Here is a 15873-nt window from a genome sequence, read left to right as displayed (position 1 = left end):
TCGAGACCTGGCCGGTGTGTGGCTCAGAGCACACCGGCGGCATCCGGAAACCTGAGGAGTTCCGATGACGAGAGTGAGCAGGTGGGGCGCCGCCCTGGGTGTGGCCGGGCTGGTGCTCGCGGCGGCGGGGTGCGCGAAGAGTACGACGCCGTCGTCGTCCGCCGCCGGTAGCGAGATCGACCAGAACGCGCCGGTCACCATCACGATCGGGGACCGACCGACCCCCGACAAGCCGAACGACCTGAAGGCGTTCAACCAGAAGATCAGCGACTTCACGGCGAAGAACCCGAACATCACCGTGAAGTCGACCGAGACCAGCTGGCAGGCACAGACCTTCCAGGCGCAGGTGGCCGGCGGGACGCTGCCGACGGTGATGAACATCAGCTTCACCGAGCCGGCCAACATGATCCCGAACAAGCAGCTGCCGGACATCACCGACGAGCTGAAGCTGGTCGACCTGACCAAGGACCTCAACCCGAACGTCCTGAAGATCGTCCAGGACGCGAACGGCCGGATCTACGGCGTACCGATCGACGTCTTCTCGGTCGGCATCGCCTACAACCGGGCGCTGTTCACGCAGGCCGGCCTGGACCCGGACAAGCCGCCGACGACCTGGGACGAGGTCCGTCAGTACGCGAAGCAGATCCACGACAAGACCGGTAAGGCGGGGTACGCGCAGCTGACCACGAACAACACCGGTGGCTGGATGCTGACCACGATGACGTACAGCATGGGCGGCACGGTCGAGAGCGCGGACGGCAAGAAGAGCACGTTCGACGACGCGCCGACCAAGAAGGCGCTGCAGCTGCTCAAGGACATGCGCTGGACCGACAACTCGATGGGCAGCCGGTTCCTGTACAACCAGGAGGAGGTCCGCCAGGACTTCGCGGCCGGCAAGATCGGCATGGTCCTGCAGGCGCCGGACGCCTACGACATGAGCGTGAAGCAGTTCGGCATGAAGCCCGCCGACTTCGGTGCGGGCGCGCTGCCGCAGGACGGTGGCCCGTACGGCACGCTGACCGGCGGCTCGCTGAAGATGATCAGCCCGAAGGCGACCAAGAACGAGGTCGTCGCCGCGCTGAAGTGGATCAAGTTCGACCAGTTCGACAAGTACACGACCGAGTCGGTCGCGGTCCAGGACGCCAAGACCACGATCGCCGACAAGGGTTTCGTCGGCCGTCCCGGCATCAGCCCGCTGAGCCAGGAGACCTACGACCAGTTCAACAAGTGGCGTGAGCCGTACGTGAACGTCCCGGTCAAGCAGTTCCAGGGCTACATCGACTCGACCACCTCGCTGAAGCTGCTGCCCGAGCCGTCGAACAAGGGCCAGGAGGTCTACTCGCTGCTCGACCCGGTGGTCCAGCAGGTGCTCACGAAGAAGGACGCGGACATCGACAAGCTACTGAGCGACACCGCTTCGAAGATCGACGCACGCCTGGCCCGGTAGCCGATGTTCCAGCTACGTACGCCGAAGCAGAGCCGGAGCAGTGCCAGGTCCGTCGCGACCTGGTACCGCTCGGGCGGGCTCAGCAGCATCTTCTTCGTCCTGCCCCTGGTGCTGATCTTCCTGTACTTCTCCTGGGGCCCGATCGTCCGCGGCCTGGTGCTCAGCTTCCAGAAGAACAACCTGGTGCTGCCCGCCGAGTGGGTCGGGCTGTCGAACTTCAGTTATGTGCTGACCGATCCGCAGCTCCCGCAGGCGGCGCTCAACACGCTGTATTTCGCTTTCCTGGCCCTCATCTTCGGGTTCCCGGTGCCGTTGTTCCTGGCCGTGTTCATCAGTGAGCTGCGCAAGACCGGATGGCTCTACAACGTGTTCTCCTACCTGCCGGCCGTCGTACCGCCGGTGGCCGCGATCCTCTTGTGGACGTTCTTCTACGACCCGAGTGGGGCGGGCGTCTTCAACTCGATCCTCGGCTGGTTCGGGATCGGGCCGTTCGCCTGGCTGAACTCGCAGACGCTGGCAATGCCGGCCATCGTGCTCGAGGCGACCTGGGCCGGCGCGGGTGCCACGTCGATCATCTACCTGGCGGCGCTGACCGGCGTACGCACGGAGTTGTATGAGGCGGCCGAGCTGGACGGCGCGGGGATCTGGAGCCGCGTCTGGCACGTCACGCTGCCGCAGATCCGCGGAATCATCCTGATCATGATGCTGCTGCAGCTGATCGGGACGTTCCAGGTGTTCACCGAGCCGTTCCTGTTCACCGGCGGCGGTCCGAACAACGCCACGATGACGATCCTGCTGCTGATCTACCGGTACGCGTTCATCAACGGCGACTTCGGCGCCGCGACCGCGCTCAGCGTGCTGCTCGCCGGGGTGCTGTGCGTGCTGTCGGTCGTCTACCACTTCGTCACTCGCCGCTGGAGCACCACATGAGCCGTGACACTGCGTACGAGCGCGGAATCATCTCGACCAAGGACCGGCGGCGCGGCGCGGTCCGCTATGGCCTGCCGGCGATCCAGGTGCTGATCTTCATCGGTGTCCTGATCGCCGGCGCCGGCCCGCTGCTCTGGCTGCTCAAGTCCGGCGTCTCCACGAGCCAGGACATCCTGAGTGGCCCGATGCAGCTGTGGCCGTCGGGCATCCAGCTGAAGAACATCCCGGACGCCTGGAACCGCGTGCAGATCGGCGCATACCTGGGCAACACCGCGTTCATCGCGATCGGCTCGATGATCTCGACGCTGTTCGTGTGTACGACGGGAGCCTTCGTGCTCAGCGTCCTGCGGCCGAAGTGGGGACCGGTCGTCACCGGAGCCGTCCTCGCGACGCTGTTCCTCCCCGGTGTCATCTCGCTGGTCCCGCTGTACATGACCGTCCTGAAGATGCCGGTGCTCGGGATCAGCCTGCAGAACACGTTCTGGGCGGTCTGGCTGCCGCAGGCGGCCGGCGCGTTCAACGTCCTGGTGATGAAGCGGTACTTCGACTCGATCCCGCGCGAGCTGATCGAGGCCGCCCGGATCGACGGGGCGAGCAACCTGAGGCTGTTCACGGCGCTGATCCTGCCGCTGTCGAAGCCGATCGTCGGCGTCGTCGCGCTGCTGACCGTGATCGGTTCGTGGAAGGACTACCTCTGGCCGCTGCTCGTGCTGCCCGACCCGCGGCTGCAGCCGATCTCGGTCGCCCTGCCGCGGGTGGCCAAGACCACGGAGATCTCGCTGCAGATGAGTGCGCTGTTCCTCGCGGTTCTGATACCTGTGGTGCTGTTCTTGTTGTTCCAGAAACAATTCCTGCGTGGCGTGGGGATGGCGGGAGGAATCAAGGAGTGAGTGAACTGAACGGCCGGCGGGTGCTGGTCACGGGGGCGGCGGGACGGATCGGGCTGGCCACGGTCCAGCACCTGACCGAGCTCGGGGCGCGGGTGACGGCGCTGTCCAACGTCGAGCACCCGGACCTCAAGGCCGACCGCGTGCTGATCGGCGACACCCTGTCCGAGACCGACGTCGCCCGGGCGCTGGAGGGTGCCGAGTCCGTCGTCCATCTGGCGGCCCTCGCGCACCCTTCGGCGGGGACACCGTACGACGTGTACTCGATCAACGTCGTGTCGACGTTCAACGTGCTCCACCAGGCCGGTGTCCTCGGCATCGAACGGGCGGTGGTCGCGAGCAGCATCAACGCGACCGGGATCCCGTTCAACCCGCACGAGATCCTGCCGGCGTACTTCCCGTGGGACGAGAAGATCCCGGTCGACGTCGCCGACCCGTACTCGCTGTCCAAGCAGAACGACGAGAACACCGCCCGGATGGCCTGGCGCCGGTGGGGGATCGACGTGGTCGCGTTCCGGTTCCCGCACGTGAACACGACCGAGATCCTGCAGCGCCAGGCCGACCACGCCCGCCGCGATCCACTCGATGGACTCCGTGAGGCGTGGAGTTACCTGGACCTGCGAGACTCGGCGCGTGCGATCGAACTGGGGCTGACGGCGCCGTTGTCCGGTGCCCACGTCTTCTTCGTCGCCGCCGGGACCACGCGGGCGCCGTACGAGACCGAGGCACTGCTGGATGCGTTCGCGCCGGACGTGCCGCGGTTGCGCCGGTTCATCGGCCGTGAGGTCCCGATCGACCTGACCGCGGCCCGGACCGTGCTCGGTTTCCAGGCCCAGTACGAGCTCGACCTCCCTACCCTTTCTTTGGAGCTGTGAATGCCCTCGAACTTCGACCAGCCGTGGCCCGTCCGGGACGACGTCCGGATCCGCGAGGTCAAGGCGATCGTCACCGCGCCGCAAGGCATCCCGCTGGTGGTGGTGAAGATCGACACCACCGAGCCGGGCCTGTACGGGCTCGGGTGCGCGACGTTCACGCAGCGGTGGAAGGCGGTCCAGACGTTCGTCGACGAGCACCTGGCCCGGCTGCTGGTCGGCCGCTACCCGGGCGACATCGGCGACCTGACCCGGCTGGCCGGATTCTCCGGCTACTGGCGGGGCGGACCGGTGACGAACAACGCGATCTCCGGGATCGACCAGGCGCTGTGGGACATCGCCGGCAAGCGCGCCGGCATGCCGGTGTACGAGTTGCTCGGCGGCAAGGTCCGCGCGGCCGCGGACACCTACATCCACGCCAGCGGTCAGACGATCGAGGACACGATCGACCACGCGCAGAAGCTGATCGCGCAAGGTTGGCGCCACATCCGGCTGCAGATGTCGACGCCAGGCGGCGGTGGGTACGGCGCTCCGCGGGTGCCGACGCTCTACCCGGACGCGCCGTACCACAACGGCTGGTCCGCGCGGGACTACCTGCGGACAACGCCGGAGCTGTTCGCCGAGGCGCGGCACGCCCTTCCGGACAACATCGAGCTGCTGCACGACGTCCATTCACGGCTCACGCCGAAGGAAGCTGTGCTGCTCGCCCGTTCGCTGGAGCAGCACCGGCTGTTCTTCCTCGAGGACGTGCTGGCGCCCGAGCTGTGGGACCGGCTGCCCGAGGTACGGGCCGCGTCGCCGGTGCCGCTGGCCGTCGGCGAACTGACCACGTCCTTCGGTGACGCCGTCCGCCTGATCCGGGACGGCGGCGTGGACTTCATCCGGTCGCATGTGTCCGACATCGGCGGTCTGACGCCGGCCCGGAAGCTCGCCGACCTCGCCGAGATCTCCGGCGTCCGCACGGCGTGGCACGGGCCGGGCGACACCTCGCCGATCGGTGCGGCCGCGAACGTCGCGCTCGACGTCAGCTCCGTTGCCTTCGGCATCCAAGAGGGTCACCTCTACAACGAGGAGACCTACGAGGTGTTCCCCGGCGCGCTGCGGATCGAGGATGGCTGGCTGCGGCCGAACGAGGCTCCTGGCTGGGGCATCGAGATCGACCTGGAGGCGGCCGCCCGTTATCCCGCGCAACTGTCCGGACACGACGAGTGGGCAGCCGGCGTACGACGCATCGACGGGGCCCTCGAAGCACCGTGACAAGGGGCTCTGCGCAGTACGATCGCGGCTAATCGGGAACTGACGGGGAGGTGGCGATGGACGACTCGGGTGCGGAATCTGAGCTGCGGCGCGTGGGCGCGAACCAGTACGACCTGGGCTCGTTCAACGAGGCCGTCATCATCGAGACGATCCGGCTGGCCGGCATCATCAGCCGGACCGAGATCTCCCGCCGGACCGGCCTGACCCAGCAGTCGGTGTCACGGATCCTGCGCATCCTCCAGCAGCAGGGGCTGCTGGTGGAGGAGGCGCAGGAGCGCGCCGAACGGCTCGGCAAACCGCGCACTCCGGTCCGGCTGCGCTCGAACGCCGCGCACGCGGTCGGCATCCACATCGACCCCGAGCTGCTAACCGTCGCGGTGGTCGACCTCGACGGCACGATCGTGCGCCGGGAGACGGTCGACCTCGCCGACGACCTGGAGGCGAACAAGCTGGTCGATCTGACCGCCGCGACGGTGACCGCGGCGCTCAGCATCAGCCAGGTCGACCTCGATTCGATGCTCGGCGTCGGCGTCGCCGTACCGGGGCCGATCGATGCGGACGGCTCACTGCTCGCGCTTCCGCTGCAGCCGGCCTGGCGCGGTCTGAAGATCCGTCAGCTCCTGCAGGAGAAGCTGAACCATCCGGTCCTGGTCGAGAAGGACGGTACGGCGGCCGCCCTCGGCGAACGCTGGATCGGCCGCTCGGCCCGGGCGCGCGACTTCGCCTATCTGTACCTGGGTACGGGCGTCGGCAGCGGCCTGATCCTGAACGGCTCGATCTACCGTGGCGGTACGGCGAACGCCGGCGAGTTCGGCCAGATCGCGGCGCTCGGGATGGGGGAGTGGTCACCCGAGGACGGTCCGCGGATGGTGCCCGAGTGCAACCCGACCGCGTCGCTTCCCGTGATCGCGGCCGAGTTCGGGTACGTCGAGACGGACCCGGGGGCGATCGACGAGGCGAAGCGATACAAGGCCGTCTGCAAGGCGGCGGCCGACGGTGACGACGCAGCCGTCAAGGCGGTCACCCAGGTTGCCCGGGTGATCGGCCAAGGCGCCGTGGGATTGGTCGACCTGCTCGACATCGACCTGTTGGTGGTCGGCGGGCCGGCGTTCGGGAAGGAGATCTCGGAGATCGTCCTGACCGAGATCGGTCGCGCGGTGAACGCGCATCCGGTCGCCCGGGAGACTCGTCCGGTCGCAGTCGAGGAGTCGATGCTGCAGACCGACGCGGCCGCGGTCGGTGCCGCGTCGACGATCTTCCACGACGCTTTCACCCCTCGCGTCAGTGGCTCCAGTCAGGCCCGTAGGCTGCCGAAGTGATTTCGCCGCGCCAGCTCACACCTGAAGTCCAGCTCCGGATCGCCACCCTCGACGACGCGCCGGGGCTGGCCGACGCTTACACCCGCAGCTGGGACCACCTCAGCCCGTGGGAGCCCCAACGCCCGGAGAACTGGTTCACACCGGCCGGTCAGCTCGAGAAGCTGACCAGCACGCTCGAGCGCCACAAGAACGGCTTGGTCGTGCCGTGGCTGCTGATCGAGGACGGCCGCGTCGTCGGTGCCTTCACCCTGCAGGATGTGGTGCCCGGTCCGTTCCGCAGCGCGAGTCTGGGGTACTGGCTCGCCGTCGAAGCCCTCGGCCGTGGCCTCGCCACCCGTGCCGTCGACACGGTCGCACAGATCGCCGACAGTGAACTGAGGCTGCACCGGATCGAGGCCAGCACGCTGACGAACAACGTCGCGTCGCAACGCGTCCTTCAGCGCACCGGCTTCGACCAGATCGGCTTCGCCCCGACGTACCTGCACATCGGCGGCGTCTGGCAGGACTGCAACCTCTACCAGCGGATCCTGAACAACCGCGAGCCCGGCGCCTAGCGGCGCCGGGCCTTCCGGCTGTCAGTTCGGCGGGAGGCCGACGCCGCGGGAGACCTCGACGTCGTCGTAGCGTCCCTCGAGGACGTCGAGGAATTTGACCGGACGCTGCAGGGTCGACGCGATGTAGACCGCGCGGACCGTGGCCAGCGCGTCGATCGCGTCCTGCACGGTGATCCCCGGCTGCTGACCGCCCGCGATCGCTCCGAAGATGTCGTCGTACTGCGCCTTGTGGCCACCGGGCCCGCTGTCATCGATCGGGGCGTCGTCCTTCACCCCGTCGACGTTCAGACGGCTGAGCCGGTCGTCTTCCACCTCGGCGCCACCCGCGGTGCCGTGGACCGACACCCGGGTCCGGCCACCCGGGAAGGCCGCGGTCGTCGCGTGCAGCGTGCCGACCGCACCGGACTCGAACGTGATCGTCGCGACCACGGTGTCCTCGACCTCGATCGCGTGGTGCGCGGCCCGCAGTGCCTGGGCCTGGATGCTCACCGGCCGGCCCATGAACCACAGCATCAGGTCGACGGTGTGCACGCCCTGGTTCATCAGTGCGCCACCGCCGTCCTGCGCCCAGGTGCCACGCCAGCCCGCGGAGGCGTAGTACTCGTCGCTGCGCCACCAGGCAACCGTCGCGACGGACGACGTGAGCTGGCCGAATCGGCCGGCGTCGATCGCCTGCTTGACCACCGCACTGCCCCCGTCGAACCGGTGCTGGCTGATCACCGAGGACACCACGCCGTGGCTCGCGGCCCGGGTGGCCGCCGCGCCGAGACGGCGGGCCCGGGTCAGGTCGACGTCGAGCGGCTTCTCGATCACGACGTGCTTCTTCTCTTCCAGCGCCTGCTCGGCGAGCGCGGCGTGCGTCCCGCTCGGGGTGCAGATCGCGACCAGCGAGACGTCGGACCCACTCAGCGCCGCGGTCAGGTCGTCGTACAGCGTCGGTTCCGGCTGGCCCGCCTCCTTCAGCCGGGCCGCCAGCGCCTCCCGGGCACCGGCGTCGGAGTCGACGAGGGCGGTCACGGTCGCGTCCGGCCGTGCCGCGATGGTGTCCGCGTGGGTGCGGCCGATGATGCCGCAGCCCACGATCGCGACCTGCTGTTGTGTGTCAGCCATCTCGCTCCTACTTCGCCTGGAAATTCGCGGTCAGAACCTGGTCCGTGGCGACGGTGAAGGAGTACGACGGCTCGGTCGAGACCACCGTCCCGTCGACGGTCCAGTTCTGGAAAACGCTATCCGATGTTGGCGCCGCAGTCACGGTCACCTGCGCGCCGACCTCGTACGTCCCGGGTTCGGACTCGTTTCCGGCGATCTTCACGGTGCCGGAGCCACTGGCCTGGACCTTGATGCTGCGCTGGACGACGTTGATCACCATCACGTTGCGCAGCGTCGCCGGGCCTTCGAGCGTGGCACCGTTGTAGCGGGCCAGGTTGGTCGCCTCGACCTCACCGCTGACGACCTTGACGGTGTGACCGTCGGTGCCCAGGTTGTCGGTGCCGAGGTTGAAGGCGTCGACCTGCCCGGAGTTCACCACGAGCCCGTCGTGGAAGCCGTACGCGAACACGTTGAGCAGCGTGAGTCCGCGAGCGCCGTCGACGGTGACGATCTTCGCGGTCTTGCGCATGTACTTGTCGATGACGAGCTCGAAGATACTGCCCTCGTTCATCCAGTACGGCTGCTGGTAGCCGACCCGGGTGACCGCGTTCCCGTTCGACAGCACGCCCTCGATGCGGCCGTTCCTGCCCTGGCCGATCGCGATCGCGTGGTCGAAGAACGCGCCGGCGACCTTGCGGACCACGACGTCGTCACCGCCGAGGTCGATCCCGTTCCAGGCGTTCGGGAAGCCGGCGTTGATCACGTAGTTCCCACCGGCGTGACCGCGGACGGCGTACGGGTAGGGGACGACGCCGTCGCTCGAACCGGGGTTGTTGTCCGGGTAGAAGACCCGCAGTCCGCGCAGGCCTGCGCGCTTCCCGTCCAGCGTGACGAGTGCCGTGGCGGTGTCGGCCGCCCCTCGCCCCTCGAACGCCTGCAGGACTGTGCCACCACTCGCTCCGCCCTGATCCCGGTTCGGTACGGCCGACGCTCCGCGCAGCTCCACCTTCGCGGGAACAGTCAGGTGCGTGGCGATCCGGTACCAGCCGGCCGGCAGGTAGACGATGCCGCCGCCGTCCCGGCCCGCCTTGTCCAGCACCTTCTGGACGGCGGAGGTCGCGTCGGCGGCCGGGAGGTACCCGACGCCGTGCGGTGCGTTCACGACATAGAGCTCCTGCGCCGGCTTGGGGAGCGCTCTGTGGGTGTAGCTCGGCGCAGCGCCGGACATGCGGTGGATGATGCCGTCGAGAGCGCCGGAGAGGGCTGTCCCGGTGATCTTCACGTACCCGCGGGCGTTGTTCTGGATCGCGTGGTCGCTGCCCTCGATCCGGCCGCCGGCCAGCGTCATGCCCCAGCGGTCGTCGATGACATCCACGAGCACGCCGATGTCGGTACGCCGTACGTCCGGCTGAAGGAAGCTACCGGTGAACTGGGCTCGCTGGCCGGCGACCACGTGGATGCCGACGTGGTAGTCGGAGAGCGTGATCTTGTGGAACTGGTCCCACTCCAGGTCACCGAGCACCAGGCCGGTGCCGTGCGCACGGGTCCACGCGTCGAGCGCCGTACGGGAAGGCGGGCGGTAGGCCCGGGGCGCGTTCGCCCAGTAGGAGTTGCTGAAGACAACGTTCTCCCAGGTGCCGACGTCGGCACCGTTGTACGCGCGGGCGCCTTCGAGCAGTGCCGTGCCCTGGATGTTCCGGATCGTGGTCGACTCGTGCACCTGGCCGGAACTGGGGGCGTTGCCATGGTCGTTCGGCATCGTGCTGACGCCGATACCGCGGTAGGAGTTCAGCATGGTGACGTCGGAGACGGTCGACATCATGTAGTTCTCGTTGCCGATCCAGGCGCCGCCGGGGATCTCGAACGTGTAGTTGTACGGAACCGGGTCGGTAGCATTCTGGTTCGGGTAGTAGGTGGTGACGCCCAGGACGCCGGCGCTACCGCCGATCCGGAACAAGCTGGGTCCGTCGTCACCGGACTGGAGATCCGCGATGATCACCGTGCCGTAGTCCGGCGCCAGGCCGTGGTCACCGCGGACCGTGCAGAACGCGTGCACCTCGATCGTGTCGGTGACCTTGTACTGGCCGGCGGGCAGCCAGATCGTGCCACCGCCCGCGTCCTGGCAGGCGTAGATGGCCTGCTGGATGGCCTTGGTGGAATCACGCCGGCCGGTGCGGTCGGCGCCGTACTCGGTGGCGTCGAAGTCGGCGACGACGCCGTCCTCGGTCGGGTTGACCGGCTGGACCAGCCGCGGCTTCGGTGTCACGACCGGGGACTGCCGCAGCTCGAGCTCCTTGACAATGAAGGAGTCGGCGCCGGTCATCGCGACCCGGACGTAGCGTGCGGAGGTGGTCGCGAAGCGGGTCTTGCTGACCTGATTGCCGCCGGGCGAGCCGGTCCGGCCGACGGTGGTGAACTTCGTGCCGTCGTTCGAGACCTGGACGGAGTAGTCGGGGGAGTAGGCCTGCGCCCATTCGACTCGTACGTCGTTGACCGGTCGCGGCTTGCCGAGGTCGAGCTGCAACCACGAGTCGCCCGGCCCGCTGGTCCACGCGGTGTCGTGGTTGCGGTCGTTGACGCTCACGGCGTTGGATCCGCTGCTAGCGGTCGCCGTACCGTCCGATGCGAAGTTCGTATCGATCGGTGTGAACGCATCCAGCTTGGCCTGCAGGGTCTGCAGCGCCGCCTTGACCTGTACGTCGGTGACACCCGGAGTGGCCGCGACTGCGCGGGCGTCGTCGATCGCTTGGCGCAGGGTCGCTCGGCTGCCGGCCGGATACTGGCCGTCGCGAGTGCCCTCCCGGGCGGCCTTCTCGGTGCGCGCCGCCTGGTCGATCAGGTCGACGAGACCTTCGGTCACGTCGAGCGTGGTCGCGACCTTGGCGACGCGGACGGCGGCGACCTTGAGGTCGACCGAGCCGTTGCCGTTGTGGATCCGGAAGTCGCCGCCGTTCGAGCGGTTGGTCATCACCGCGTCGGGCAGGGCGAAGGTGTGGGTCTTCCAGGTCTTGGTGTCGCCGTACTGGACGACCTCGGAGTTCTTGAACTTCTCCGGGATCGTCTCGCCGGGCGAGTCGTAGTGCAGACCGAACTGGCCGTTGCCCGCGTCGAAGTAGTCGACGCTGATCAGCACCAGGCTGTGGTTGTCGTAGAGGTAGGTGTCCGCGACGTTCATGTAGAAGAAGTTCGTGCCCGGCGCCGGGGCGGTGTGGTCGGTCTGCCAGTACGGGCGACCGTCCTGCACGCCGGTGACGAGATGCGACGCGTCGTCCCCGGCACGCGGGCTGATCCCGTTCTGGATCGGCGACGGCCCCAGTTGCACCGAGGCGCCCGCCGTACTGATCCGGAGACCGGCGATCGTGATGTCGGCGCTGCCGAAGATCCTGACGTCGGCGTCGCCGAGGCGGTTCGTGAACCCGATATCGGTGAGCTCGAAGGTGCCGGTCTTCCATTGGCCGGTGTTGGTCAGCTGGACGTCGGTCGCGTCCGCCTGCGGATTGGTCGGGGCGTCGTACTGGAGCTCGAGCGTGCCGGAGCCGCTGTCGAGATACGTCACCGTCACCAGGACGTCGTCGGTGCCGATCTCGTCGACGTAGTCACGGTCGACGTCGAACTCGAGGTAGCCGGTGTTGGCGGCTTGGTTGGTCTGCCAGTAGGTCCGGCCTTGTTCGGTACCGGTCCGGAGGCCGGCAGGATCGTCGCCGGCTGCGGGCTTCACGCCGAGCGTGGTCGGGGTCGGACCGAGGTCGGTGCCGACGCCGCTCGGGTACATCGTGGCGGCGTGGGCCGTCGGTACGGCGATGACGCTGGTCAGGAGGAGAGCGGGGAGGACGCGCGCGAGCAGGCGTCTGGACATGCTGGAAACCTCCAGGTGGCGGGCCGGAAGTACACGCGACAGCAGCTGCGCGGATAAGTTAAACCAAGCGTGTTACTTATTCAAGAGCCCGGCGCTTCGGGAGGAAAAGGGCTGGGATGGTCGCGATCACGGTGAAGCCGATCGCCCAGGCGAAGCTGTGCGCGTAGGCGTCTGGCGCCTGGTGGCCGGTCAGCTGGTTCTGCAGGATCACGGCCAGCGTCGCGGCGCCGAACGCACCACCGAGTTGCTGCATGATCCGGGTCGTACTGCTGGCGTCGGGGATGTGCTGCGGATCGAGTTCCCGGAACGCGCCGACCATCACCGCCAGGTTGACCGCACTGAGTCCGGCGCCACGGATGACGAGAGCGATTGCCAGCAGTGCGTACGACGTACCGGCGAAGGCGAACGGGATTGTTCCGAGTGTGGTGAGGGCCAGGCCCGCCAGGACGACCGGTCGCGGGCCGAAGCGGTCGGTGAGGCCGCCGGCGACTCGGGCCAGCAGGCTGCCGATGCCTTGCGGGACGAGCAGGAGGCCGGCGGCTGTGACGGTCTCACCGCGGGCCTGTTGGTAGAAGAGCGGGAGGAGCAGCATCGCGCCGTACAGGCCGAAGCCGGTGAGGAACAGCAGCGCGGTCGATGCGGCGAACGATCTGGTCCGGAACAGGGTGAGATCGATCAGCGGGCTTCTTCTGAGGATGAAGGCGAGCAGGAGGATCAGGCCGGCGCCGATCGGTACCAGTACGGCGACGTGGCCGAAGCCGCCGTGAGTTCCGACCTGGGTGAGGCCGTAGATGATGCCGGCCAAGGCGGGAGAGATGAGAAGCAGTCCGGGGACGTCGAGTGCCGCGGCGGCCGGCTCGGGGTCGGGCTTGAGGGTGCGGATGGCGAGCACGATCGCGAGGATGCAGATCGGTGCGTTGACGTAGAAGATCCAGCGCCAGCTGAGGTGGCCGACCAGGAGCCCGCCGATCACCGGGCCGAGGATCGGGCCGATCAGTGCGGGCAAGGTGACGACCGCCATCAGCCGGCCGATCCGTTCGCGCCCGGCCGCGCGCAGCAGGATCGTCTGCAGGATCGGCAGCATGAGTCCGCCGCCGATGCCCTGGATCACCCGGAATGCGATCAGCGAGCCGATGTTCCAGGCGACTCCACACAGCATCGAGCCGGCCAGAAACAACGCCAGCGCGACGATCCACATCCGTTTGGCGCCGAAGCGGTTCGCGGACCAGCCGGTGATCGGGATCGCCATCGCCAGCGCGAGCAGGTACGCCGTACTGACCCATTGGACCGTGGACACCGGCGCATGCAGCTCGGCGCCGAGGGTGTGGATCGCGACTGTGACAATCGTGCTGTCGAGCAGCGGGGCGAGGGCGCCGAGGACGAGGACAGCGGCGAGTTTGAGGACCGCGCGATCCAGGCGGTCGGGGGTGGCTGTGGTCATTCCGAGGTCTCCTTAGAGACGTTGCGTCTCTTACGTCTCTCAGGGTAGGCTCGGGTTGTTAAGAGACGCAAGGTCTCTTTTTTTGAGGGGTGGCGATGGAACAGGTGCAGCGGCGGCGGGGCGCCGAGTTGGAGGCCGTGCTGCTCGACGCTGCCTGGGACGAGCTGATGGAGTCCGGCTACGCGCGGCTGACGATGGAGGCGGTCGCCGCGCGGGCGCACACCGGCAAGCAGGTGCTGTACCGGCGGTGGAGGAATCGGGCGGAGTTGGTGATCGCGGCGATGCGGCACCGGACCGGCTCGATCGTCGAGGACATCCCGGACACCGGGACGCTGCGCGGCGACGTACTCGAGGTTCTGCAGCGGATGGCCGATCGGTTCGCCCTCCTCGGCCCCGACACCATCCACGGACTGATGGCCGAAGCTCCGGATCTGGATCCGGAGGTGTACAGCCGGATGACCGGCGTGATGGCGACCGTCGTCGAGCGGGCCGCGGCCCGCGGTGAGATCCCGACAGCGGACGTTCCCGCCCGAGTCCTCACCGCGCCGACCAACCTCCTGCGCCACGAGATCTTCTTCACCCACGAGCCGGTCCCGTCGTCGACCCTCACCTCCCTGGTCGACGACGTGTTCCTCCCGCTCGTCCGGGCTACTTGAACACGTGCAGGTTGCGAGTGACCCAGTCTGTGAAGGTCCGCGGCGGCCGCGCGAGCACCTTCTCCACGTCGGGACTCACCTCCTGCTCGGCGGCTGACGGCGTACCGAGTGCGCCGAGGGTGGCCTCGACGACCGGCTCGGGCATGTAGGCCAGCATCCGGCTCTTCGCCTCGTCGCGACTGAGCTCCACGAACTGCACAGATTCGCCGACGGCTTGCGCGATCGCCTCGGCCTGCTGCCGGGGCGAGATCGCGGCTGGTCCAGTCAGCGTGTAGACGTGACCGACATGGCTCGGATCGCGCAACGCGGCGGCTGCCACCTCGGCGATGTCGTCCGGGTCCACGGCCGGCAGGGCAACGTCCGCGAACGGCGCCGCCATCGTCCGCTGAGTACGAATCGACTCGGCCCACTGCAGGGCATTACTGGCGAAGTTCCCAGGCCGCAGCATCGTCCAACCAAGCCCGGACCGCGTCACGGCCTCCTCGAGATCCGCCGGGTGCCGCTTGGTGCCGACCCCCTGAGAAGACAGCAGCACAACCCGCTCAACGCCCGCCGCCTTGACAACCTCCATCACCTTTCCAAGATCCCCGTCAGCCAGAAAGTCCGCGGCCGTCAACAGAAACACCGCATCGGCCCCATCGAGCGCCGGCTTGAGACTCTCAGCCTCAGCCAGATCCCCCCGAACCCGACGCACCCCACCACCCCACCCTTCGACCGCCCCGCCACCCCGCCCGTCACGCGATCCCGCCGGCGCACCGCCCCGTCCATCACGCGATCCCCCCAGCGCGCCGCCCTGCGCCCCTTCCGTGATGCTGCGAGATACCGCCGTCACTTCTTCGCCTGCTGCAGCCAGCGCCTCGACCAATGGGCGTCCCACGTTTCCGGTTGCTCCGGTCACCACGATCATGTGTTTTTGCTCCTCGTTCGATTGATCTACCGAGGACGCTACTTGCCATGGGATAGTAGGTACCTAGAGGAAAGTATTGGCCGAAAGGACCTTTGTGATCGAGCCCACAGCACCAGTGGATCCAGTACAGGCCTGCCCGATCGCCCCGGTCGTAGATCTGGTCTTCAGCCGCTGGACAACCCCAATCCTCTGGACCCTCAACGAATACGGCCGCCAGCGCTTCGTAGAACTCCAGCGCCAAATCGGCGCGATCACCCCAAAGGTCCTCACCCAGCGCCTACGCCAACTAGAACGCGACGGCCTGATCCTCCGCACCTACTACCCAGAAGTCCCACCCCGAGTCGAATACGAAATCAGCCCCCTGGGCCAAAGCCTCGCGCCCCTCTTCCACTCCCTGGCCACCTGGTCCCCCAACCTCGAAAAAGTCGAAGCAGCCCGCTCCCACTACGACACCCACCAACCACCCCAGCGCCGCCCCTAACCCCCACCACCGACCCCGATCCCTCAACCCCCTCAAGCTCCTGCATGGTGGTCGAGCGCCAGGTGGTCCACCATGCCCCCACGTGGCCTCGTCGCCCCGCGCGTACCGACAGATTTGAGGGGATAACCCCCGAGCTGGAGGGTTGCCCACTGAGAATCTGAGGGGGGCAACCAGAGC

Annotated in this window: 13 protein-coding genes; 9 read left to right on the top strand and 4 right to left on the bottom strand. The window is 67.8% G+C overall.

Annotated elements, in window-relative coordinates; genetic code table 11:
* Window positions 1-64 precede the first annotated feature (64 nt).
* Genes AB0E63_RS40680 through AB0E63_RS40650 form a run of 7 tightly spaced genes read left to right on the top strand, consistent with a single transcriptional unit; the run spans window position 65 to window position 7266 of the window.
* Window positions 65-1447: an extracellular solute-binding protein gene (locus AB0E63_RS40680; protein ID WP_360378463.1), complete on the top strand. Its 1383-nt coding sequence runs from the start codon at window positions 65-67 to the stop codon at window positions 1445-1447.
* A gap of 3 nt (window positions 1448-1450) precedes the next feature.
* Window positions 1451-2377, top strand: coding sequence for a sugar ABC transporter permease (locus AB0E63_RS40675; RefSeq protein ID WP_360378461.1), 927 nt, complete (start codon window positions 1451-1453; stop codon window positions 2375-2377).
* Window positions 2374-3267, top strand: coding sequence for a carbohydrate ABC transporter permease (locus AB0E63_RS40670; protein ID WP_360378459.1), 894 nt, complete (start codon window positions 2374-2376; stop codon window positions 3265-3267). The genes AB0E63_RS40675 and AB0E63_RS40670 overlap by 4 nt, the downstream gene beginning before the upstream one ends.
* Window positions 3264-4139, top strand: coding sequence for an NAD(P)-dependent oxidoreductase (locus tag AB0E63_RS40665; protein ID WP_360378457.1), 876 nt, complete (start codon window positions 3264-3266; stop codon window positions 4137-4139). The genes AB0E63_RS40670 and AB0E63_RS40665 overlap by 4 nt, the downstream gene beginning before the upstream one ends.
* Window positions 4140-5393, top strand: a complete 1254-nt coding sequence (locus tag AB0E63_RS40660) for an enolase C-terminal domain-like protein (RefSeq protein WP_360378454.1) — start codon at window positions 4140-4142, stop codon at window positions 5391-5393.
* A 56-nt stretch (window positions 5394-5449) separates the two neighbouring features.
* Entirely contained in the window at window positions 5450-6712 is a 1263-nt protein-coding gene (locus tag AB0E63_RS40655) for an ROK family transcriptional regulator (protein ID WP_360378452.1), read from the top strand.
* Window positions 6709-7266, top strand: a complete 558-nt coding sequence (locus tag AB0E63_RS40650; protein WP_360378450.1) for a GNAT family N-acetyltransferase — start codon at window positions 6709-6711, stop codon at window positions 7264-7266. The genes AB0E63_RS40655 and AB0E63_RS40650 overlap by 4 nt, the downstream gene beginning before the upstream one ends.
* 21 nt (window positions 7267-7287) lie before the next feature.
* On the opposite strand, the gene AB0E63_RS40645 is transcribed toward AB0E63_RS40650, so the two are convergent.
* From AB0E63_RS40645 to AB0E63_RS40635, 3 genes are all read right to left on the bottom strand, one after another.
* Window positions 7288-8376 (bottom strand): Gfo/Idh/MocA family oxidoreductase, encoded by a 1089-nt coding sequence (locus tag AB0E63_RS40645; RefSeq protein ID WP_360378447.1) that lies wholly within the window; start codon window positions 8374-8376, stop codon window positions 7288-7290.
* A 7-nt stretch (window positions 8377-8383) separates the two neighbouring features.
* Window positions 8384-12211: a glycosyl hydrolase family 28-related protein gene (locus tag AB0E63_RS40640; protein ID WP_360378445.1), complete on the bottom strand. Its 3828-nt coding sequence runs from the start codon at window positions 12209-12211 to the stop codon at window positions 8384-8386.
* 76 nt (window positions 12212-12287) lie between these two features.
* A complete protein-coding gene (locus tag AB0E63_RS40635) occupies window positions 12288-13652 on the bottom strand; it encodes an MDR family MFS transporter (RefSeq protein WP_360378442.1) in 1365 nt (454 codons plus the stop codon).
* Between the two features lie 95 nt (window positions 13653-13747).
* Between AB0E63_RS40635 and AB0E63_RS40630 the strand changes: the two genes are divergently transcribed.
* A complete protein-coding gene (locus AB0E63_RS40630; protein ID WP_360378439.1) occupies window positions 13748-14308 on the top strand; it encodes a TetR/AcrR family transcriptional regulator in 561 nt (186 codons plus the stop codon).
* On the opposite strand, the gene AB0E63_RS40625 is transcribed toward AB0E63_RS40630, so the two are convergent.
* On the bottom strand, window positions 14301-15215 hold the full coding sequence (locus AB0E63_RS40625; protein WP_360378437.1) for an NAD(P)H-binding protein: 915 nt from the start codon (window positions 15213-15215) through the stop codon (window positions 14301-14303). The two genes, AB0E63_RS40630 and AB0E63_RS40625, sit on opposite strands and share 8 nt — an antisense overlap.
* 94 nt (window positions 15216-15309) lie before the next feature.
* On the opposite strand from AB0E63_RS40625, the gene AB0E63_RS40620 reads away from it, so the two are divergent.
* Window positions 15310-15696: a helix-turn-helix domain-containing protein gene (locus AB0E63_RS40620; protein WP_360378435.1), complete on the top strand. Its 387-nt coding sequence runs from the start codon at window positions 15310-15312 to the stop codon at window positions 15694-15696.
* Window positions 15697-15873: the final 177 nt, after the last annotated feature.

Origin of the sequence: Kribbella sp. NPDC026596, assembly GCF_040638415.1 — a bacterium.
Taxonomy (GTDB): domain Bacteria; phylum Actinomycetota; class Actinomycetes; order Propionibacteriales; family Kribbellaceae; genus Kribbella.
This window is presented reverse-complemented; position numbering and strand designations above follow the sequence as displayed.